The following is a 21,648-nucleotide window of genomic DNA, read 5'->3' as shown; positions in this document are numbered from 1 at the left end:
CGCAAAACATTCACCCCGCCATCAGCGCCGCTTTCACCCGCGCCACCGACTCGGTCCAGTCACCGAGCGTGGTCTGCTTGAACAAACGCATACCCGGATACCACGGGCTGTCATCGCGATCGAGCATCCAGCGCCAATCGTAATTCGCCGGCAGGAACACCCACACGGGCTTCCCAAGCGCGCCAGCCAGATGAGCCACCGATGTATCCACCGTTATCACCAGATCGAGCTGTTCGATCAGCGCGGCGGTATCGGCGAAATCGTGGATGTCGTCCGTCAGGTCGTGGGGCTTCAACGCACAACCGGGCTGCGAAAGCTGGTCGCGCGCTGCGCCCTTCTGCAGCGAAAACCATTCTGTGTTCGCCACCTCCGCGAGCGGTGACCACGCGGCGAACGGCATCGAGCGGAATTGGTCGTTGCCGAACGTCGGACTGCCTGCCCACACGATCCCGATTTTCCTGCGATCGCCCGCCAGTTTTTTCACACGCGCCGGCCACGAGCCGATGCGCTCAGCGCTCACGCTCATATAAGGCGTCTCGGCGAGCACGCCGGGAACGAGATGGGCCACGCGATGCGGAACGCTCATCGATGGCGTCCAGTAGTCGTATCCATTCGTCGAGCCCTTTTGCAGCGCCCGGCGAATCCCGCGCACGCTCTGGATCAGTTCCACGATGTTCTCAGGCACCCACATATCGACGATCGCGCCCATTCGTTCGAGCACCGGGATGTAACGCGCGAATTGCATCATGTCGCCATGCCCCTGCTCGCCGGCGACCAACAGCGTCTTTCCTTGCAGCGATTCGCCGCGCCATTCCGGCACACCGGGAATGTTCATCGGCTTGTACTTGCTCGAGCGCCAGCGCACTTCGTGCAATGCCCAGCCTTCCTTGTAGTTTCCGCGCCGCAATTCCAGCAACGCGAGGTTATGCAATGCGTCGGCGTGATCGGGAACGAGGGTCAGTGCGTGCCGATAGTACGGCTCTTCCTCTTCAAACCGGCCTTGCGAACCAATAGCCGCGCCCACGCACACGTGAATCTGCGGATCGTCGCGCAAGGTCAGCGCCCGGCGATACTGCGCCTCCGCCTCCACGAATCTCCCGAAGAGTCCGAGCGTCGTGCCCAGATTCACGTTCGCTTCGAAGTGGTCCGGTTTCAAGGCAAGCGCCCGGTGCAGGCTGGCGATAGCTTCATCGAACCGCTTGAGTTCGCGCAGCGCGTTACCTTCGCCGAAATGCGCGTGGAAGTTGTTCGGGTCCCGTACGAGCTCCGCGCGATAGACCGCCAGCGCTTCGTCGTAGCGCTTGGCGGAAGCGAGCGTCGAGCCGAGGTTCAAACGTGCATCGATGAAATCAGGATCTTGAGCAAGCAACAGCTCAAGCTGTTCAATAGATTCGTCGAAACGGCCTTGTTTTTGCAGCACCGTGCCGAGGTTGTTGCGTGCGTTGCCGAATGCCGGATCGATGGCAAGCGCCCGCTCGTGGCATGCAACAGCCTGGGGAAGATCGCCTAGCGCCGCCGCCACCAACCCTCGGTTGCTCCAACACGCTGATGCCTCGGGGGCAAAGTCGAGCGCGCGATCTAGCAACCTCGCAGCGTCTTCGTTGTCTCCGCGTTGATGCAGCAACACGCCGAGGTAATGCAATGCATCGACGTGATTGGGTTGCTCTTTGAGAATCGCGCGATAACCCCTTTCCGCTTCGTCCATATGGCCCGCTTGATGAAGATCCAGAGCGACGGCGAGCGGTTCGGAAAGTTGGTTCATGGCGGGCGTATTCAGCAAAGTGGATAACCTCTCGATGCTAAGCGCTGCCCTCGCGTCCGACTATCAGATTGCTCCTATCCCTTGTTTCGCCGATTGCGGTTATGAGTTTCGCTGATCGGGGATATCAGTCTTTATCGCCGGGGGAATGGAAGCCCGGTTTGCCGATTTGTTCCGGCGTCTGCGGCACGCGACGCACCCGCGAGGTGTCGTAGCCCATTTCGTCCAGACGGCTCAGCAGTTCGTGATATTTCGTGTCGCTGATATCCGGCGAGCGCGCGAAGATCCACGCCAGCTTCTTGCCCGGATAACCGAGGATCGTGTACTGATAATCCGCGTCGACATAAAGCGTTTGCTGGCTCGCGTAGATCGGCCAGAAAATGCGCACGCTCCATTCGGCGTTATTGGTACCAGGAACGATTGAATCCGTGAATTGGTAATGCTTCAGCGGGGCGTCGAATAAGCCTTTGTGCGCGTAATACGAATCGTCGATTTTGCCGTCATCGCGTAATTTCCATTGCGCGTAACTGCCGACGAAATCGTCTTCGGCGAAATACGGAATGTTCGCGACGATGTACCAGCGTCCCATATAACGCGGCAAATCGACGGATGCCAGCTTCGGCTCCACATTCGCGCGTGGATTGGGGTTTGGCGGGGACGAAATGCACGCGCCCAATACGAGCGCGAACAAAACACCGACAATAACGCGTAGAAGACGGGACATGGCACACCAAAGATTAAGGGCGGATATGAATGCATACGCATATCCGCCCTGACTGGTTTCATCGAATCAATGGTGCAAATTGCAGGCCCGGCGCTTCAACACTAAATGCGCCGCACCTTCACCTTCTTGCCCTTCACCTTCCCCGCCGATAACTTCTTCACCGCCTGATCCGCAATATCCCGCGCGACCGCCACGTACGTGACCATGTCCGTTACGTTGATCTTGCCGATTTGCGAGCCTTCGAAACCGGCGTCGCCGGTCAGCGCGCCGAGGACATCGCCGGGACGGATCTTTTCCTTTCGGCCGCCGAGAATCTGCAGCGTGGCCATGGGTGGCTGAAGGTGACCCGGCGTTGCCGGTGTCAGCTCGCTCAGCTTGTGCCATTCCACTTCCTTTTTCTGCGCCTGTTCGATCGAGCTCACGCGCGCCATTTCATTCATGCTCGCGAGGCTCAGCGCCCAGCCTTCCTGATCCGCGCGGCCCGTGCGGCCGATACGGTGCACGTGGACTTCGGGATCTTGCGTGACATCGACGTTGATCACGGCTTCCAGCTGCGTGATATCGAGGCCGCGCGCGGCAACGTCGGTCGCAACCAGCACCGAGCAACTACGATTGGCGAACTGCACGAGCACCTGATCGCGTTCGCGTTGTTCAAGTTCGCCATGCAGCGCAAGCGCGTTGAAACCTTGTGCGACCAGCACATCGAGCAAATCACGGCATTGCTGTTTCGTGTTGCAGAACGCGAGCGTGCTGACCGGCTGATAGTGATCGAGCAACTGGCCTACAGCATGCAGGCGCTCGTTGTCGTGGACTTCGTAGAAGCGCTGCTTGATCTTCGAATTCGTGTGCTGCTCGGTGAGCTTGACTTCCTGCGGCTTGCGCAGGAATTGCTGGCTCAGTTTCGCGATGCCTTCCGGATACGTCGCGGAAAACAGCAGCGTCTGGCGATCCTTCGGACATTGCTTGACTACTGCGACGATGTCATCGAAGAACCCCATGTCGAGCATGCGGTCGGCTTCATCGAGGACCAGTGTTTTCAGCGCGGTCAACGGCAGCGTGCCGCGCTCCAGGTGATCCATGATCCGCCCGGGCGTTCCCACGGCAATATGGCAGCCATGTTCGAGACTGGCGATCTGCGGACGCATGGGCGAACCACCGCACAGCGTCAGGATCTTGATGTTGTCCTCCGCGCGCGCAATCCGGCGGATTTCCTGCGTGACTTGATCAGCGAGTTCGCGCGTCGGGCACAACACCAGCGCCTGGACGGAAAAAAGCCGCGGATCGATTTTCGCGAGCAATGGCAATGCGAACGCGGCGGTCTTGCCGCTGCCCGTCTTGGCCTGCGCGATGAGATCGTGGCCCGCTAGCGCGATCGGCAGGCTGGCGGCCTGGATCGGGGTCATCGTCAGATAACCGAGCTGTTCGAGGTTCGCCAGCATTGCCGGCGAAAGCGGCAGGGCGCTAAAAGAGGTAGGCGTGGTCATGGGATTATTTTGCGGCAGGTTTCGGCGGGACCGAATTGTCCTGCTCGTAGGTGATGGCGCCGTCGGGCGCGTCGTGACGCAGCACCTTGTTGCGCGCGCCGCACATGGGGCAGCGGAACATCAGGCCCTGGCCTTCATTCTTGATAAGCACGTCGGCAAGTTGCCATTCGGCGCCGCACGGCTGGTTTCGGCAGATAAACATGATTGATTTGAGCGTAATTGATGGGGTTGCGGCATGAAAAGGGCACCGGCGAGGCCGGCGCGCGCTGTTTTACGCGCAATTAGAAGCCGAAGTGTACGCGTACACGGCGCGATTGCCTCGTTTTGCGGCGGTTTCCGGGGCTTCACCGGCCGGTTCCGGCGCTTGGGCTAAACTGGCAGCCACTAAAATGATGCGCGGCAACGCCTTCAACCCTACTCCCCGATGCGAATCCTGCACACCTCGGACTGGCACCTCGGCCAGTACTTTCTCGGGCATTCACGCCAGGCCGAACATCAAAAGCTGATTGCGTGGCTAGTCGAGCAGACGCGGCTGCACGCGGTGGATTCGGTGCTGATAGCCGGCGATATCTTCGATACCGGCGCACCGCCCAGCTACGCCCGCGAGCTCTACTACACGCTGATTCTCGCGTTGCGCGACGCGGGCGTCGGCTTGACGCTGCTGGCGGGTAATCACGATTCCGTCGCTGTGCTCGAAGAGTCGCGCGACTTGCTGACGGCGTTGAATACCGTCGTCATTCCCTCCGTGCAGGACGATCCGAGCGAGCAGGTTCGTGTGCTCACCACGCGTGACGGCAAGCCGGGCGCGATCGTCTGCGCAATCCCGTTCATCCGTCCACGCGATGTGCTGCAGAGCATCGCTGGGCAGAGCGCACGCGACAAACAGGAGTCGCTGCAAGACGCGATTCACGCGCACTATCAGGCCCTGTTCGCGCTGGCCGAGCAGAAACGCGTGGAGCTTGGCGCGCATTTGCCGATCATCGCGACCGGGCATTTGACGACGGTCGGCGCGAGCGCAAGTGAATCGGTGCGGGAGATTTATGTCGGCGCGCTCGAAGCCTTTCCAACGAGCGCGTTTCCGGCGGCCGATTACATCGCTCTAGGGCATATTCACAGGCCGCAGAAAGTAGGCGGGTTCGAGCACATTCGCTACAGCGGTTCGCCGATTCCACTGAGCTTCGATGAAGCGCGGCAACAGAAAGAGATGCTGCTCGTGGATGTTTCGGAGAAAGGCCTTGAACGCGTGACCGTGCTCGACGTGCCGTGCTTTCAGCCGTTGTTGTCAGTCAAAGGATCGTTGAAAGAGCTTGAGGCTGCGGTCTCGGCGGCTGCGTCGCAGGCGGTTGAAGGCGAGACCGTGTGGCTCGAAATCGTAGTCTCCGCCGATGACTACCTCAGCGATCTCCAGTCGCGTATCCAGAAGATCACTGAAGACCTGCCGGTTGAAGTACTACGCATCCGTCGCGAGCGTTCTTCGGCGTCGAACGCGCTGCATCGCGAAGCAAAGGAAACCTTGAACGAGCTCACGCCCGATGATGTATTCGCGCGCCGCCTGCAAACGGAGACCATCGACGAGGAAACGCGCTTGCAGCTTTTATCGATGTATCGCGAGGTTGTCGCGCAGATTGGCGAGGCGAATGCATGAAGATCCTGTCGTTGCGTTTGCGGAACCTCAACTCGCTGAAGGGCGAATGGAAAATCGACTTCAGCCAGCCGCCCTTTCGCGATAACGGTTTGTTCGCGATCACCGGCCCGACCGGCGCAGGCAAGACCACGTTGCTCGATGCGATCTGCCTTGCGCTATATCACCGCACGCCACGCATGGACACGATCTCGCAAGGGACGAACGAGCTGATGACGCGGCACACGTTCGAATGCCTCGCGGAGGTGGAGTTCGAAGTGAAGGGCGAAGGGTATCGGGCGTTCTGGAGCCAACGTCGCGCACGCGATAAACCCGACGGCAATCTGCAGGCGCCGAAGGTGGAACTCGCGCGTCTCGATGGCACGATCATGACTGAGCGGATCGTGGATAAGCTTCGGCTTGTCGAAAGCATCACGGGCCTCGATTTCGGCCGCTTCACCAAGTCCATGATGCTCGCTCAAGGTGGCTTCGCCGCGTTCCTCGAAGCGAAGGCGAACGAGCGCGCCGAGTTGCTCGAGGAACTCACCGGCACCGATATCTACGGCACGATCTCGCAGAATGTGTTCGAGCGAACGCGCAACGAGAAGCTTGCGCTGGACACGCTGCTGTTGCGCGCCGATGGCGTTCAACTCCTGACTCAAGAACAGCGCAGCGGATTGCAGCAGGAACAGATCGCGGTAGGCGAACAAGAAACGGCGCACGGTAAGCAACTCGATACAACGCGCGCGATGTTGGCGTGGCGAGCGGCGTTGTCGGCGGCGGATGTGCAGCTTGAGCAGGCGCTGACGAACCAACGCCAAGCGGAATTGAAAATAGCCGATGCCAAGCCTTCGCTCGATCGTCTTGCCGCGAGTGAGCCAGCTGAAAAACTGCGCGCCGATCACATCGCCATGCTCACGGCACGCGACAGGCATGTTGGAACTGCGAGCCAACTAGCGAGCGCGAAGGCCGACTGGCAGGCTTCGTCACTCGATGCAGCGCGTGGTCTGCGTCAGACATCGGCGATAAGTAGAGGGATTGCAGAGCTTCGACAACGCGCGCTAACTGAAATTTTGGCCGATGCCAAAGCCGTCCAGTCCGCGCTCGATGAACATCCGCATCGAAGCAAACTTGGCGAGCAGATCGTGTCGTGGCAGCAGCAGTTCGCGGCGCGCCAGCAGGCGCTAAGCGAGATTGAAGTGACCCGCAAAAAGCACGACGAACTAAGGCTCACGATCGATAAGCAAGTCCAGGCGATCGATGCTCAGCGCATTGCCGTTCGTGATGCGTCGGCGGCATCCGAGGACGCGCGCAAAGGCGAAGCCGAGCAGCGCGCTAAGCTTTTGACGCTGTTTAACGGCGCGAACGAAAGCGATCTAAAGACGCGTTGTCAGCGGCTTCAGGATCAACATCAAGTGTTCGGGAAGCTTGCGCATATCGGCGAAACGATTGCTCGCGGGAGCAAACAACTCGCGCTGGATTGCGAAGAACTTGCGCAGAAAAACGCATCGTTCAAGCCCCTGACGGAACAGCGCGATCGTCTCGCCAAAGAGGTCGAAACGCTCACTGAACAGATCGAGGACAAACGCAAATTGCTGCATCAGGAACAGCGCATTCTTGATCTGGCCGGTCATCGTGCAGCGTTGCAACCTGGAGAAGCCTGTCCTTTGTGCGGCTCAACCGAGCATCCGTCGATCAGCGCGTACGAAGCGCTCGATGTTTCCGCGACCGGGCAAGCATTGAACGACAAACAACTCGCGTTGGAAAGCAAACGCAAGGAAGCGTTGGCGGTCGATGTCGGAATCGCCGGGTTGAGCGTGGCGATTGAACAGTTGGGAAAACGTATCGATGCATGGATCATCGACGCCGGTTCGCACGCCGCAAGTTGGGCGAAGTTATGCACCGAGCTTGAACTGGAAGCCATCGATCAGAGCGCGCTCGATACCCATGCGCACGAACACACGACTAAGTTGAAACACGCGCAAGAGACGCTTGCTGAGGTGGATCGACAGAAGACGTTGATTGAGCAGCACGCGAACGCCGCGAATGCGGCGGAGCGGAAGTCCGTCCAGCATCAACACGATTTGAGACTGATCGAAGAGAAACAAGGCTTTGCGGAAAAGTCGCTTAAGGAAACCGCGGATCACACGGAGTCGTTACAAAACGCGCTGATTAAACGAGAACTGACGCTTGATGAATCCGTCACGTCCGTCGGTTACGCGACGCCCGATTCGTGGGCTTCATGGCAAGCGTGGCTCTCCGACCGCGACGCCGAATGGAAGGCGTGGCAGACGGCGTCGGATAAAAACCGCGCATTAACACAGCAAGCTGATCGCGCGCGGCAGGCGCTTGAAGCGGCATCGTCTGAAGCGGACAAATGGTCCACGCGATGGGCCGCTTGCGAAGCGGATTTTGTCGAATTGCAGACTGAGCTTGTTGCAGCGTCCAACGATCCCGATGCAGCGTTTTCATCGGCCATACAACGCTACGAAACCGCACGCGATAAAACGAGCGAACTGGAAGGCACCCACCGAACGCTGACGATACGCCTGAGCGAAGACACTGAACGCGCGGAGAAAACATCAGCGGCATGGACGAGTGCGTTAGCCAAAAGCGCATTCGTCGATGAACAGGCGTTCACAGAAGCTCTGCTGCCAAGCGAAGAACGCGAGCGCTTGCAAACGCTGAAGCGCGAACTCGATGATCTGTTTACAACTGTACGCACGCTACGCACGAATGCCGAAAACCATCGCGCGGAATTGCTGAAAGATCCGAAGACCGAACAACATGCGGAGGCATTGCAACGCACGGTTAACGAACTGCTCGCAACGTTGAAAGCACTGAGCGAAAAACAAGGTGAGCTTCGCGCGACGCTCCAGAACGACGATCGGCTGCGCGTGGAAAAGCAGGCGCTATTCGAACAGATCGATGCTCAACGCTCGCGCTACGACTTGTGGCAACGCTTGAGCAGTCTGATCGGTTCCGCCGATGGAGCTAAATATCGAAAGTTTGCGCAAGGCCTGACGCTCGATCATTTGATCTATCTCGCGAATCGGCAACTCGCGCAACTGCATGGGCGTTATCAGTTGAACCGCAAGCTTGGCGGGGATCTGGAAATGGAAGTGCTCGATATGTGGCAAGGTGACATTGCACGCGACACACGCACGTTATCGGGCGGCGAAAGTTTCCTTGTCAGTCTTGCGCTGGCGCTCGCTTTATCGGATCTGGTGAGTTTCAAGACTTCCATCGACTCGCTGTTCCTCGATGAAGGTTTCGGCACGCTCGACGGAGAGACACTGGAGATTGCGCTCAACGCGCTCGATTCGTTGAACGCGCGCGGCAAAATGATTGGTGTGATCAGTCACGTGGAAGCGCTCAAAGAGCGCATTCCGTTGCAGATCAGAGTGGCGAAAAGCGTGGGGATCGGCTTTTCGACGGTGGAAGTGGTGGGCGCTTGAGGCGCGACTATTCGGCCGCGCGGACCACGAGTTCCTGCGACGCGATCTTCTGAATCACGAAGAAAGGCATGTCCAGGCGCCATTCGCCCTTCTGAACGGGCGCATGGTAATCGAACAATGGCTTGCCATCGGTTGAGCTAAAAATCAGCCGCTGCTCGGCGCCTTCGGGCAGCGTGCTTTTACCGCCGATCGCCTGATAGCTCGTATTGCTGCCGACGTGGAATTTTTCCGTGTTCCATCTGTTCGGCGCGTGCGGCGGGAATGGTTTGGCATCGTGGAAACCGAATAGATCGTCGTGGGACAGCACGCTCTTGCGCAACGTTGGCCATACATGTTCACGCAGATAATGCTGGTCGATGAAACGGCCGCTTTGGGCGTTTTTCGCGGCAAACTGCTGCATCGATGCAACTGCGTTATGCAGCACGCCGCCGCATCCGGCCCATAAGCCCGCGAGAATCAATTCGGTGTGCGTGAAGTAATCGCGGATGACGTGGAAGTAGTACGAGCTATTCACCCATTCCTGTACCGCTGCGTGTTCGCGCTCGGACAAGAGCGCATCGGCGTCGCGAAGAAGGAAGCGTTTAACGCTCGAGTCGTCGATAACCAGAAAGCGCCACATCAGCGGGTGAACGCCCGAGTCCCGCTCCATGAAAACGACTTCGGCGCCGGCGTCTTTGAGTCTGCGTTGAACGTGCTCAGGCACGGTTGCATCGAGATAAACGCGACATGTCCAGCCCTTGAATACGTCGCGCGTTATCTCGGCGTTCATGACGGCGGGCTCGCAGTATCGCGGATTCGATCCGAACAGCGAGTAGGCGATTACGTTTTCAGCGGGGTTCGCAGCATTGAATGGCGACGGTGCGCGATCGGGAATCGGCTCGCTCGGGTTAGCGCCGCATTTGGCGTCGGAGGCTCGCAAGGAGCGCAATCCGTACTCGCGCATTTCTTCGGTCTTGCCCAGCCAGCCGCACACCTCCACCAGTCCATCAAGCCAGGTCGCCGACGCCAGCTTGCGCTGGCTCGCCGGTGCGTTGTGGATGCTCATATAGACCCGGTACGCTTGATCAAAAGCGTTGGTACGCATCAGGCACAGAGCGTAGTCCGGCAGGATAGACATGTTGCCAGGCGTGATCTGAAGCGCTTCTTCTGCGAATTTCGCGCCGCCTTGATAGTCGCCGGTCGCGTACGCCACCCGGAATTGCTCGGCAATCTTGGCTAAGCGCGCTCGCGTGGCCGCGGTGGACTGGCGCATGCCGCCGGATTGTTTCGATTGTTGAAAATTGGGTCGGGCCATGAAGTTTCATCGGTTGTTTAGCGAACGGGCATTGTTCGTACGCGCGCTTGCGCTGCAGCGTCGAACCGCTCGGAGGTAACCGTGGACTTTAAACGGCGCGATGCCCGTTGCCGACGCTTGAGATCGTTTTTCACAATTTCACGGCGGGAAACCGACACAGGTGGGGCTTAGCAGCTAGGGTTTTTACGTGACCATGCCTTGGCTGCTCAACTGGAAGTGGATGCATGCTGAAAGGGTAGGCTCGCATTCGCGAAATCCCTCCCGAATTGCGAATTCTGTCTCCCTGCATCGAAAAAACCGTTTTTGGGTCGTGAAATTTTCACGACAAAACGGATTTTTCGCTTGTTTCTCGAAAAACATGCAGATTTTCGGATGCGCTCAGCAAGCGTCCGCGAGTTAGACCTCCGAATCAAGCGGAGTCGGCGTCCGCAGCGTCGGCTGAACCGCCTATAGCCTCGGGAAAAGACTCCCTGACCACTTCCTCAATGCGAGCGATGACGTTCTCGGGCAGGTAATAGTATTGCTTGCGCTTATTTGCCGAGAGCTTTCCGTTGTTGGACTTCACCATGCGAATGAGGGCCGACAGGTCCGACTGATTCAGGTCGAATTCCGCGTCCAGCTGCCTGAAAGCTTCGTCGTAACCGCTGAGCCAGCTGAGCTTCTCCGGCAGTTCTGTCCGGATAGCCTCCACCAGCATCTCGTGCAGGAAACGCACTTCTTGACTGGCGTCGAAGAAACGATACGGGCGGCCTCCCGGATGCCGGGTCACTAGCGGAGCCGGGTCGCTCATCACGTAGTCCCACAACCGGGTGGTTGGGACCGAAAAGCCTTTGAGAACTTCAGCGTATTCTGCTTCGTGACGAAGGATGACGGCCGACACCGGAACGATGGCCCCGCCGCGCAGGCGTCTCGCGCCGTTAAGCACATGGTGAATGATGAAGCGATGAATTCGACCATTGCCATCCAGGAAGGGGTGCAGGTAGACGAATCCGAAAGCGGCGCACGCGGCTCTTACCAGGGTATTCGGGCAGCGGAGGCCGATTTCGTTGATGAAATGCTCCCAGCCTGCCATCGCCTGCGGAAGGTCCTCAGGAGGAGGCGGAAAGAAGGTGACACGGCGCGTGCCATCCTCAAGCCAGTTCTGCTTCGTCCGATAGGACGCCTCCTGGCTGAACACCTCGCGAACGATGATGTTTTGCAACCCGACCAGCCAGTCCTCAGTCACCAGCTTCTCTTCGCCAGCGTGAGCCAGGAGCTCAACAAACCGTTCAGCCTTGTCCGCGCTGGGTTTTTCTCGTTCGATGCTGAAACTGCTCCGCGTCTCCGACAGGTAGAGGTAGCTGACAGCCCGGGCATAAAGCGTCGGGTCCGTCAGGCTGTCCAGTGTGTCGGAAGCTTCGTTGAGAAGCTCATCGAGCGTCGGGCTTTCTGGCAGGGCCGAGCGGCGCACGAGTGGGCAGAAGGCAGAGGTGCCTGGCAGGTTATCGCGGACGCGAAACTTCGAGTTGTTCGCCGGGCGTTCAGCGGTGAAATACTCATCTTTTGGAAGTGCGTCGACGTACGGGCCTGTCGGTGTGACTTCGACGGACAGGCTTTTGCCGGTTAGCCATTCCCAGAGGAAGCAGGCTCGGCGGATGTGCGCCCCATTGGGCGACGCTGTGAAGCGGCGAACGAGCTCTGTGTCGGGCAGGTGCTCGAACACGGCGTCGATGACTTCGAGGTTCACACCTTCGTGCCGCAGGGCGAACTCAAGATGGCCCACCGGCGTCGATTCGAGCGCGACGTTGCGTGGGAACCAGAATCCATTGTGCGCAGGCACTCGCCGATTCACTGAGCCGCTAATGAAGCAGGGGTGCGTGAGCGGCCGGACAGGCAGGCTAAAGCTTCGGATTAGGTGCTCGTAACCGACGGGTTCCAAATTGGACATGGACTCGAAATTTTTTCACCTGGTTCGAGATTTTATCACTCAAAGGCATTTTTCCGAATTTTCATCGAAGATTATTCACGCGAGACTAGATTACGGAGAGACTGCGGCTCTCGGACTGCCTGAAAAGCGAAGGCCACCTCGATGAGGTGGCCTTCGTTCTTGCTGCGGCGAATTTAGTCAAGCACCACCAAGCTGAGCTAACGGAGCGCATCCGTCAATAAATATCTCAATAGATGCGCCCCAAAATCTCAGGTTGCGGCTCCCGCCACAAGCCCCTCAAACATCAATATTCCCCGCCCGCAACGCGTTCGATTCAATAAACGCGCGCCTGGGTTCAACGTCATCCCCCATCAGCGTCGTAAAGATGCCATCGGCGGCAATCGCATCTTCGATCTGAACCCGCAACAACCGTCGCACGGTTGGGTCCATCGTCGTTTCCCACAACTGCGAGGGGTTCATTTCGCCCAAGCCCTTATACCGCTGCTTGGTCACATTCCGCTCAGCATCCGCGATCAACCACTTCATCGCGCTCTTGAAGTCGGTCACCGCCATCGACCGCTCGCCGCGTTTGATCACCGCACCCGGCCCGATCAAACCCTTGAACGTGTTCGCGGTCGTCTGCAATTGCTTGTAATCAGCAGTCAGCTGGAAGTCTTCATCGATAACCGAAACCTTCACGTTCCCGTGATGCCGGCGATTGATATGCAGCGACCGTATCTCGCGCACCGCGTCATAAGCCGGCTCGACAGTCACCTCCGGCTTCAACGGATCGGCACGCAAAGCGGCCTCCAGAGCGGCAGCCGAAACCACTGCGGACTCTTGCGTCGTCAAATCCAGCTCGATGCCATCCATCACCGCTCCGAGCGCGTTGACATCGTAAAACCGGCTGAGTCGATCCACCACAGCTTGCGCGAGCAAATAAGCGCGCGCCAATTCACCGAGCGCATCGCCGCTAATCGGCGTAGCGCCTTCGCTTGCAGTCAACTCCGAACCCTGCAACGCGAGCTTCAACATATGCTGGTTCAGCTCGTGCGTGTCTTTCAAATACCGCTCGTCCTTGCCCGCCTTGATCTTGTAAAGCGGCGGTTGCGCGATATAGATAAACCCGCGTTCAACAATCTCCGGCATCTGCCGATAAAAGAACGTCAACAGCAGCGTACGGATGTGCGCACCGTCCACGTCCGCGTCGGTCATGATGATGATGCGGTGATAGCGCAGCTTCTCGAGGTTGTAGTCGTCCTTGCCGAGCCCGGTCCCCAGCGCCGTGACCAGCGTCACGATCTGCTCCGACGAAATCAGCTTGTCAAAACGCGCGCGCTCCACGTTCAGCACCTTGCCGCGCAGCGGCAGGATGGCCTGGAACTTCCGGTCACGCCCTTGCTTTGCCGATCCACCAGCCGAGTCACCCTCGACGATATAAATCTCGGACTTCGCCGGATCCTTCTCCTGGCAATCGGCCAGCTTGCCCGGCAAACCGACGCCGTCGAGCACGCCTTTACGCCGCGTCATTTCACGCGCTTTACGTGCGGCGTCGCGGGCGCGCGCTGCATCGATAATCTTGTTCGTGATGATCTTCGCGTCGTTCGGCGTTTCCTGCAGGAACTCCTCCAGCGCCTTGGCGACCACGTCTTCCACCGGCGCGCGCACTTCCGATGACACCAGCTTGTCCTTCGTCTGCGAGCTGAATTTCGGCTCCGGCACCTTCACTGACAGCACGCACGACAAACCTTCGCGCATGTCGTCGCCGCTCGTCTCGATCTTCGCTTTCTTCGCGATGTCGTGGTCAGCGATGTACTTGTTCAGCACCCGCGTCATGGCCGCGCGCAGGCCGGTCAAATGCGTGCCGCCGTCGCGTTGCGGAATGTTGTTCGTGAAGCACAGCACGCTTTCGTTGTAGCTGTCGTTCCACTGCATGGCCACTTCGACCGTCACGTTGTCCTTCTCGCCAATCGCGTGAAACACGTTCGGATGCAGCACTTGCTTCGCTTTGTTGATGTATTCGACAAAGCCCTTCACGCCGCCGATAAACGCGAAATCGTCTTCCTTGCCGTCACGCTGGTCGGTCAGACGAATCCGCACGCCGTTATTCAGGAACGACAGTTCGCGCATGCGCTTGGCGAGGATGTCATAGTGAAATTCCACGTTGCCGAAGATGGTGATATCGGGCATGAAATGCACTTCGGTGCCCCGGTTTTCCGTGTCGCCAACAACGGGCATGGGCGAATACGTAATGCCGTCCTCGGTCACGAGTTCGCGGTTCTGCACCACGCCCTGGCGAAACTCCATGAAATGCTTCTTGCCGTCGCGGCGCACGGTGAGGCGCAGCCATTCGGACAAGCCGTTCACGCACGACACGCCCACGCCGTGCAGACCGCCCGACACCTTGTAGCTGTTCTGGTCGAACTTGCCGCCTGCGTGCAGCTCGGTCATCACGATCTCAGCGGCGCTGCGCTTCGGATCGTGCTTGTCGTCGAGCTTCAGGCCCGTCGGCACACCGCGGCCGTTGTCGGTCACGGAGATGGAATTGTCAGCGTGAATGGTGACGTGGATGTCGTTGCAATGGCCGGCGAGCGCTTCGTCGATGGAGTTGTCCAGCACTTCGAAAACGAGGTGGTGCAGACCCGTGCCATCCGACGTATCGCCGATATACATCCCCGGCCTTTTGCGGACCGCCTCCAGACCCTCGAGGATCTGAATGGAGGATGCGCCATAAGCGTTGTCGGGTTGCGAAATTGGGTTTTCAGTCATGGGTTTTTTTCCGGTTCTGCGTCACTACGGGGTCGCTACTGGGTCACTGCGGGGTTGCTGCGCGGTCGCTGCATGAGACTTTTCGAAACGCCTTAAAAATGCCAAAGGGGCAATGCGCCCCTTGGAAAGTTTTTAGTTTTGGCCGCGTCAGATGCGCATTGGCATCACCACATATTTGAACTCGTCGTTCTCGGGAATGGTGATCAGGGCGCTCGAACTTGCGTCGCCAAGGCTCACTTGCAGCATGTCGATCTTCAGGTTCGCGAGCACGTCGAGCAGATACGTGACGTTGAAACCGATGTCCACGCTATCGCCCTGATACGCGATTTCCAGCTCTTCCTGAGCTTCTTCCTGGTCGGCGTTGGTCGACATGATCTTCAACTGGCCCGGCTCGATCAGACAGCGCACGCCCTTGAACTTGTCCGACGTCAAGATGGCGGCACGCTGCAGCGAACGCTGCAATTCTTCGCGGCCGATCAGGAACGTGTTCTTGTGCGACTTCGGGATCACGCGCTGGAAGTCGGGGAACTTGCCTTCCACCAGCTTCGACACCAGTTCGACCTGGCCGAACGTGAACTTAACCTGGCTCGCGGCAATGTCGATGACCAGCGAGTCGTCAATGTCTTCAAGCAGGCGCTGCAATTCAAGGATGGTCTTGCGCGGGACGATCACTTCCTGGCGCGCGAACGATCCCTCGATTTTCATCGATGAAAACGCGAGCCGGTGGCCGTCCGTTGCAACTGCCATCAATTGGTCGCCGTCCACCACCAGCAGCATGCCGTTCAGGTAATACCGGATGTCCTGCTGCGCCATGGCGAAGTGGACCATGCCGAGTAATTGCCGGAAGGTCTTTTGCGGAACCGACAGGCTCGCGCCGAACTCTGTTGCCTGGTTGACGGTCGGGAACTCATCGGCAGCAAGCGTCTGGAGCGCGAAGCGGCTTTTGCCGGAGCGTACCGTCAGCTTCTTGTCGGTGAGATCGAGCGACACTTCACCCGGCGGCATGGCACGCAGGATGTCGAGCAGCTTGCGGGCGGCGACCGTGGTGGCAACCTGATCGCTGCCGGTGCCGAAGTCGGCACGGGTGGTGATCTGAAGTTCGAGATCGGTCGAGAGGAACGACACGTCGGCGCCAGTCTTGGTGATCAGCAAATTGGCGAGAATCGGCAACGTATGACGGCGTTCGACGATTCCGCTCACGGTTTGCAGCGGCCTTAGGAGATTATCTCGTTCGGTCTTGACCAGTTGCATAGAGTTCCTTCGTTGATGTGACGGCCGTCCGCCGCTTGTGTCACCGCTGCAGTCCCCGCTTTTGCCACCGCTTTTTTAGAAGCGTTTGCCACCGCATGGATGACCTTCGGACGGTCTCGTGTCACGCGCTCGCAGCGATTGCCACCCGCACGTGCCAGGCTTGCGCCAAAACGCCGCCCAGGGCCGCTGGACGGTCAAACCCGTATTGTGCCTCAAAACCTGACCGCTCCCTGAAAATGGGGGCAATTTCGTCAATAAACAGGCCCATTATTTGACGCTTTTTGTGGCGCTTTTGGGCGCCGGCGAGAAACGGCTGGGCGCGCGATCATCGGCGGCCGTTCAATGCGTTTTTCGTCGGCCGCTTGACTACCTGCTGGTTCGGCGCTGGTTTGGGGCTGTTCATCGACGGCGGCCAACGACAGCCGCCGATTTCCCGCATTTCGAGGATCTTTCGCATCGCGCGACGGGCGTTCCGTCGCCGCGCGGAACGCTCAACCTTTCAGCGTTTGCTCGAGCACGTGCAGTTCGTGGTTCAACTGAGCGTCCGTGCCTCGTTCTGCCGAAATTTTCCGCACGGCGTGCAGGACCGTGGTGTGGTCGCGGCCGCCGAACAGTTCGCCAATCTCCGGTAGACTCTTCTGCGTGAGTTCCTTCGCCAGGTACATCGCGATCTGACGCGGCCGCGCGATGTTCGCCGGCCGCTTCTTGGAATACATGTCGGCGACCTTGATGTTGTAGAAGTCCGCCGCCGTCTTCTGGATGTTTTCCACCGATATCTGCCGGTTCTGCACCGTCAGCAGGTCTTTCAGCGCTTCCTTCGTCAACTCGATCGAAATCTCGCGGCCGTGGAACCGGGAGAACGCCAAAATCTTGCGCAACGCGCCTTCCAGTTCACGCACGTTCGAGCGCAAATGCTTCGCGACGAAAAATGCCACATCCTCCGACAAACTCACGCCTTCCGATTGCGCCTTGCGCATCAGGATGGCCACGCGCATTTCAAGCTCCGGCGGTTCGATCGCGACCGTCAGGCCGGAGTCGAAGCGCGAAATCAGCCGGTCATCGATACCCGAAATCTCCTTCGGATACGTATCGCTTGTGATGATCACCTGCGCCTTGTTCGCGACCAGCGCCTCGAACGCGTAGAAAAACTCTTCCTGCGTTCGCGATTTGCCCGAGAAGAATTGAATATCGTCGATCAGCAGCAGGTCGAGCGAATGGTAATACCGCTTGAAATCGTCGAAAGCCTTGCGCTGGTAGGCCTTCACCACATCCGACACGTACTGCTCCGCGTGGATGTAGCGAATGCGCGCGCCGGCCTTGTCCTGCAACAACTGGTTGCCGATTGCGTGAATCAGGTGGGTCTTGCCCAGACCCACGCCGCCGTAGAGGAACAGCGGGTTGTACGAAATACCGGGGTTGTCCGCCACCTGGATCGCGGCTGCGCGGGCGAGCTGATTCGCCTTGCCGGTCACGAAGTTATCGAAGGTGAGGACGGGGTTGAGCTTGGAGCGCTCGTAAGCCGAATCACTTTCCCCATTCGACGACGACGTGCCACCCGGCCGCCATGTCCGGCGCGCGACGGCGGCTTCGTTGGCGTCGAGGCTCGGCAGGTCGAGATCGCCGTTGTCACCCTGGTCGGTATGTTGCAGCGATTGCGCGTGCTGCGCGGCTTCCGCCGCGAGCGCGTTGATGTGAGCGCTCGCGTTCGCGTGGCCGCCATTGCTTCTTTCTGCGGGCTGCGCCGTCGTTCGCTGCATGGAAGGCGAACCCGGCGGCGCGCCAGCGGGCGCTGACGGAGCGGAAGGCGCGGGCGCGCCCATCGCCTTGCGGGCGGTGGCTTTGGGGTCCAGAACAAACTGGATATCGACAGGCGTGTGCCAAAAATCTCGGGCCACATCAGCAATACGGCCGGAAAACTGGCTTTTCACCCAGTCGAGCTTGAACCGATTGGGTGCTGCGATGCGCAGCGTGCTCGCATCGGCGTCGAAGTCGACCAGGGCCAGCGGTTTGATCCATGTGACGTACTGCTGCGGCGTAAGTTCGCGCTCCAGCAATGCGGAACAGTGTTGCCAAAAATCGTTCATCGAATGCAGTCGTTAGGGTTTACCGCGGGTCCTGCCGCCGCCCTTGCAGCCACTCGGCGACAAGGCCCGGTGCGCGCGGGCAAGCGTGCCCCAGAGCCTTGTCCACCATGCTTTTGCAGGCGGTACAGCGGACCGGGACAACGTGCGGTTACGTCGGATTGAGCGGAGATTCTAACGCCAAATGCAACCGCGGCGCGAGTTATCCACAGGGACGGACCATGTCGCGGTTCCGATCGTCAGGCCTGTGGACTTCTTCGAAAAGCGCTCGCCATGCCTCGTAACCTATTGACGGTCAATAGGAAAACGGTTTAAATAGCGGGTTCCGCAAAACCCGAATTCCTGTACCACCGGCCGGTTCGTCGCGTTTTTCGTCGCTTACGCCTGGCCGGCGGTCCGTTTTTACCCAAGTGAGACCAACATGAAACGCACTTACCAACCTTCCGTTACCCGCCGCAAGCGTACCCACGGCTTTCGCGTCCGTATGAAGACGGCCGGTGGCCGCAAGGTGATCAACGCACGTCGCGCGAAGGGCCGCAAGCGCCTGGCTGTATAAGGTCGCTTTTGACGGCGCACCCCGGCACTCGCCCAGACGCGTGCGACGGCCAGGTGCGTAGCACGACAAGCTCCGGACCGGAAACCAGTCAGTTGCGAGCGCGTGCCGCGTTCCCCAAGGCCGCAAGGCTGCTGAAAACGGATGAATACTCATCCGTTTTTCGTTTGCGCCCTTGGCGCCGGTCTCCGCACTTTGTCCTGTATGGCAAGCCGACCGGCAACGAGGCGCGACTAGGCTTGGTTATCGGCAAGAAGTTTGCGCCGCGCGCGGTGACGCGTAACCTGATCAAGCGGTTGGCGCGCGAGGCGTTCCGGCTTCGGCGTGCGGAGCTTGGCGGCTGGGACATCCTGCTGCGGCTGCATGCGAAAATTGACCGCAAGGCCATGCCGAGCGCGAAATCGCCGCCGCTGCGTACGCTGTTTCGCGAGGAAATCGACGGCCTGATTGACCGTGCAGTGCGCGAAGCGGCCAAGCGAACGCTAGGCACGCAGGGCACGGGAGAACAGGGTGCATCATCGACTATCGTCAACGACCCACCCGCGCCTGCGGGCTCATGAGCCGTTTCAGGCGCACACTGGCTGGTCCGGCGTCGACCTGAGCGCGAATTCTATGCAGACGGCACGAATGGCAGAAACGGCGTTGATCGCCTTATTACGCTTCTACAAGGTTGCGGTGAGCCCCATGCTCGGCAACCGGTGCCGCTTTTACCCATCGTGTTCTGACTACGCGCGCGAAGCAATCCAGTATCATGGCGCCGCGCGTGGCTCATTCCTCGCAGCAAAACGTCTGTGCCGCTGCCATCCGTTTTCGGCTGGCGGCATCGATCTGGTCCCCGTGCCTCCGTCCGCCGCCGGCTGCGTTCAGCAGGATGGCGCGTCAGCGGCCGACCCAGTCGACGACTCTGCCCCGAGCGCATCGAATTCGCCGAATCCAGTTTCACCGGATCCGGCCAGTTCAGTGAGTTCAAACCCCCACGGCGCCAATAACGCGCTCTTCGATCGACACTGAGACAACGCATGGATATCAAACGTACCGTCCTATGGGTCATCTTTTTCATGTCGGCTGTCATGCTGTACGACAACTGGCAACGTGACCATGGGCGCCCGTCGATGTTCTTCCCGAGCGCCGTCCCGACCAAGACGGTCGGCAGCGCTGCACCGGGAACCACGACGCCGGGCACGCAAGCCGCCGATTTGCCGGCCACACCGGGCGAGCCCGGCGCACCGGCCGCGCCTGGTTCGAATGCACCCGCGACCGCCGCAGATCAGCTCGTGAATTTCTCCACGGATGTCTATTCCGGTCAGATCGATACGCGCGGCGGCACGCTCTCGAAGCTGTCGCTCGTGAAGGAAGGTGACGGCAAGCAGCCTGATCTGTACATCACCCTCTTCGATCACACCGCGACGCACACGTATCTCGCCCGCACGGGCCTGCTCGGCGGCGATTTCCCGAACCACAACGACGTCTTCACGCTCGTCCCGGGCAGCAAGACGACGATGGGCGACGGCAACACGTTGTCGATCTCGTTCGAGTCGCCGGTCAAGGGTGGCGTGAAGGTCATCAAGACTTACACGTTCACGCGCGGCAGCTATGTGATTGGTGTCGACACGAAGGTGCAGAACGTCGGCACTGCGCCGGTCACACCGCGCCTGTACATGGAACTCGTGCGTGACGATTCGCCGGTGGAAACGCCGCGCTTCTCGCATACGTTCATCGGGCCGGCTGTTTATACCGAGCAGCATCACTTCCAGAAGATGACGTTCAGCGATATCGACAAGGGCAAGGAAGATTTTGCGCCCTCCGCCGATAACGGCTGGGTCGCGATGGTGCAGCATTACTTTGCGTCGGCGTGGATTCCGCAGCAGGGTGCGAAGCGCGATATCTACGTGCAGAAGATCGATCCCAAGTTGTATCGCGTGGGCGTCCAGCAGCCGTTGCAGACCATCGCGCCGGGGCAGACCGTCGACGTGCAATCGCGGCTTTTTGCCGGTCCGGAAGAAGAACGGATGCTGGAAGGCGTCGCGCCGGGTCTCGAGCTCGTGAAAGATTACGGCATGGTGACGATCATCGCGAAGCCGCTGTTCTGGCTGCTCGAGAAGATCCATAGCTATGTGGGTAACTGGGGCTGGTCGATCATCCTGCTCACGCTCTTGATCAAGGCAGTGTTCTTCCCGTTGTCGGCGGCAAGCTACAAGTCGATGGCGCGCATGAAGACCATCACGCCGCGGATGACGCAATTGCGTGAACGGTATAAGGGCGATCCGCAGAAGATGAATTCGGAGCTGATGGCGCTCTATAAAACCGAGAAGGTGAATCCCTTCGGCGGCTGTCTGCCGGTCGTTGTGCAAATTCCGGTGTTTATCTCGCTGTATTGGGTGTTGCTGTCGTCGGTGGAAATGCGCGGCGCGCCGTGGGTCTTGTGGATTCACGACTTGTCGCAGGCCGATCCGTTCTACATCCTGCCAGTGTTGATGGCTGTGTCCATGTTCCTGCAAACGCGGTTGAATCCCACGCCGCCAGACCCGGTTCAGGCCAAGATGATGATGTTCATGCCGCTGGCGTTCTCGGTCATGTTCTTCTTCTTCCCGTCGGGATTGGTGCTGTATTACGTCGTGAATAACGTGCTTTCCATCGCACAGCAGTATTACATCACGCGCATGATGGGGCAGAAGAAGGTGGCGAAGGCTTGAGCTTCTGTTTTTAGTCTTTCGATGGTTCAGTGGACGCCCGGCTTATGTCGGGCGT

General features: G+C 59.2%; 14 protein-coding genes and 1 pseudogene. 6 read left to right on the top strand and 9 right to left on the bottom strand.

Annotated elements, in window-relative coordinates; genetic code table 11:
- Positions 1-10: 10 nt before the first annotated feature.
- The 4 genes from ACSOSP_RS13475 to ACSOSP_RS13460 all read right to left on the bottom strand — a co-directional run bounded on the left by ACSOSP_RS13475 (position 11) and on the right by ACSOSP_RS13460 (position 4,169).
- A complete protein-coding gene (locus ACSOSP_RS13475; RefSeq protein ID WP_455307362.1) occupies positions 11-1,762 on the bottom strand; it encodes a tetratricopeptide repeat protein in 1,752 nt (583 codons plus the stop codon).
- Between the two features lie 124 nt (positions 1,763-1,886).
- Positions 1,887-2,483, bottom strand: coding sequence for a lipocalin family protein (locus ACSOSP_RS13470; protein ID WP_455307360.1), 597 nt, complete (start codon positions 2,481-2,483; stop codon positions 1,887-1,889).
- A 101-nt stretch (positions 2,484-2,584) separates the two neighbouring features.
- A complete protein-coding gene (dbpA, locus tag ACSOSP_RS13465) occupies positions 2,585-3,967 on the bottom strand; it encodes an ATP-dependent RNA helicase DbpA (RefSeq protein WP_455307358.1) in 1,383 nt (460 codons plus the stop codon).
- A 4-nt stretch (positions 3,968-3,971) separates the two neighbouring features.
- Entirely contained in the window at positions 3,972-4,169 is a 198-nt protein-coding gene (locus tag ACSOSP_RS13460) for a hypothetical protein (RefSeq protein WP_031361008.1), read from the bottom strand.
- A gap of 222 nt (positions 4,170-4,391) precedes the next feature.
- On the opposite strand from ACSOSP_RS13460, the gene sbcD reads away from it, so the two are divergent.
- Together sbcD and ACSOSP_RS13450 are read left to right on the top strand one after the other, a co-directional pair.
- A complete protein-coding gene (gene sbcD / locus ACSOSP_RS13455) occupies positions 4,392-5,612 on the top strand; it encodes an exonuclease subunit SbcD (protein WP_455307356.1) in 1,221 nt (406 codons plus the stop codon).
- Positions 5,609-9,046 carry an AAA family ATPase gene (locus tag ACSOSP_RS13450; protein ID WP_455307354.1) on the top strand — a complete coding sequence of 1,146 codons (3,438 nt, stop codon included), beginning with the start codon at positions 5,609-5,611 and terminating at the stop codon, positions 9,044-9,046. Before sbcD ends, ACSOSP_RS13450 begins: the two co-directional genes overlap by 4 nt.
- A gap of 7 nt (positions 9,047-9,053) precedes the next feature.
- Here ACSOSP_RS13450 and ACSOSP_RS13445 read toward each other — a convergent pair whose 3' ends face one another.
- The 5 genes from ACSOSP_RS13445 to dnaA form a co-directional block, all read right to left on the bottom strand.
- Positions 9,054-10,340, bottom strand: coding sequence for a tetratricopeptide repeat protein (locus tag ACSOSP_RS13445; protein ID WP_455307352.1), 1,287 nt, complete (start codon positions 10,338-10,340; stop codon positions 9,054-9,056).
- Positions 10,341-10,749: 409 nt separating this feature from the next.
- A complete protein-coding gene (locus ACSOSP_RS13440) occupies positions 10,750-12,159 on the bottom strand; it encodes a Fic family protein (RefSeq protein WP_455307350.1) in 1,410 nt (469 codons plus the stop codon).
- A 384-nt stretch (positions 12,160-12,543) separates the two neighbouring features.
- Positions 12,544-15,015 carry a DNA topoisomerase (ATP-hydrolyzing) subunit B gene (gene gyrB / locus ACSOSP_RS13435; RefSeq protein ID WP_455307348.1) on the bottom strand — a complete coding sequence of 824 codons (2,472 nt, stop codon included), beginning with the start codon at positions 15,013-15,015 and terminating at the stop codon, positions 12,544-12,546.
- Between the two features lie 147 nt (positions 15,016-15,162).
- Positions 15,163-16,266: a DNA polymerase III subunit beta gene (gene dnaN / locus ACSOSP_RS13430; RefSeq protein WP_455307346.1), complete on the bottom strand. Its 1,104-nt coding sequence runs from the start codon at positions 16,264-16,266 to the stop codon at positions 15,163-15,165.
- Between the two features lie 491 nt (positions 16,267-16,757).
- Positions 16,758-18,350 (bottom strand): chromosomal replication initiator protein DnaA, encoded by a 1,593-nt coding sequence (gene dnaA, locus ACSOSP_RS13425; RefSeq protein ID WP_455307344.1) that lies wholly within the window; start codon positions 18,348-18,350, stop codon positions 16,758-16,760.
- A 418-nt stretch (positions 18,351-18,768) separates the two neighbouring features.
- Between dnaA and rpmH the strand changes: the two genes are divergently transcribed.
- The 4 genes and pseudogenes from rpmH to yidC all read left to right on the top strand — a co-directional run bounded on the left by rpmH (position 18,769) and on the right by yidC (position 21,593).
- Positions 18,769-18,903: a 50S ribosomal protein L34 gene (rpmH, locus tag ACSOSP_RS13420; RefSeq protein WP_006998755.1), complete on the top strand. Its 135-nt coding sequence runs from the start codon at positions 18,769-18,771 to the stop codon at positions 18,901-18,903.
- Between the two features lie 53 nt (positions 18,904-18,956).
- Positions 18,957-19,460, top strand: coding sequence for a ribonuclease P protein component (rnpA, locus tag ACSOSP_RS13415; RefSeq protein ID WP_455307341.1), 504 nt, complete (start codon positions 18,957-18,959; stop codon positions 19,458-19,460).
- A 67-nt stretch (positions 19,461-19,527) separates the two neighbouring features.
- A pseudogene (yidD, locus tag ACSOSP_RS13410) lies at positions 19,528-19,749 on the top strand (membrane protein insertion efficiency factor YidD); the annotation flags it as partial.
- Between the two features lie 170 nt (positions 19,750-19,919).
- Positions 19,920-21,593, top strand: coding sequence for a membrane protein insertase YidC (yidC, locus tag ACSOSP_RS13405; protein ID WP_455307339.1), 1,674 nt, complete (start codon positions 19,920-19,922; stop codon positions 21,591-21,593).
- Positions 21,594-21,648: the final 55 nt, after the last annotated feature.

Source organism: Caballeronia sp. KNU42, assembly GCF_053760385.1.
The sequence above is the reverse complement of the archived record's forward strand: the minus strand, read 5'-3'. Positions and strand labels throughout refer to the sequence as shown.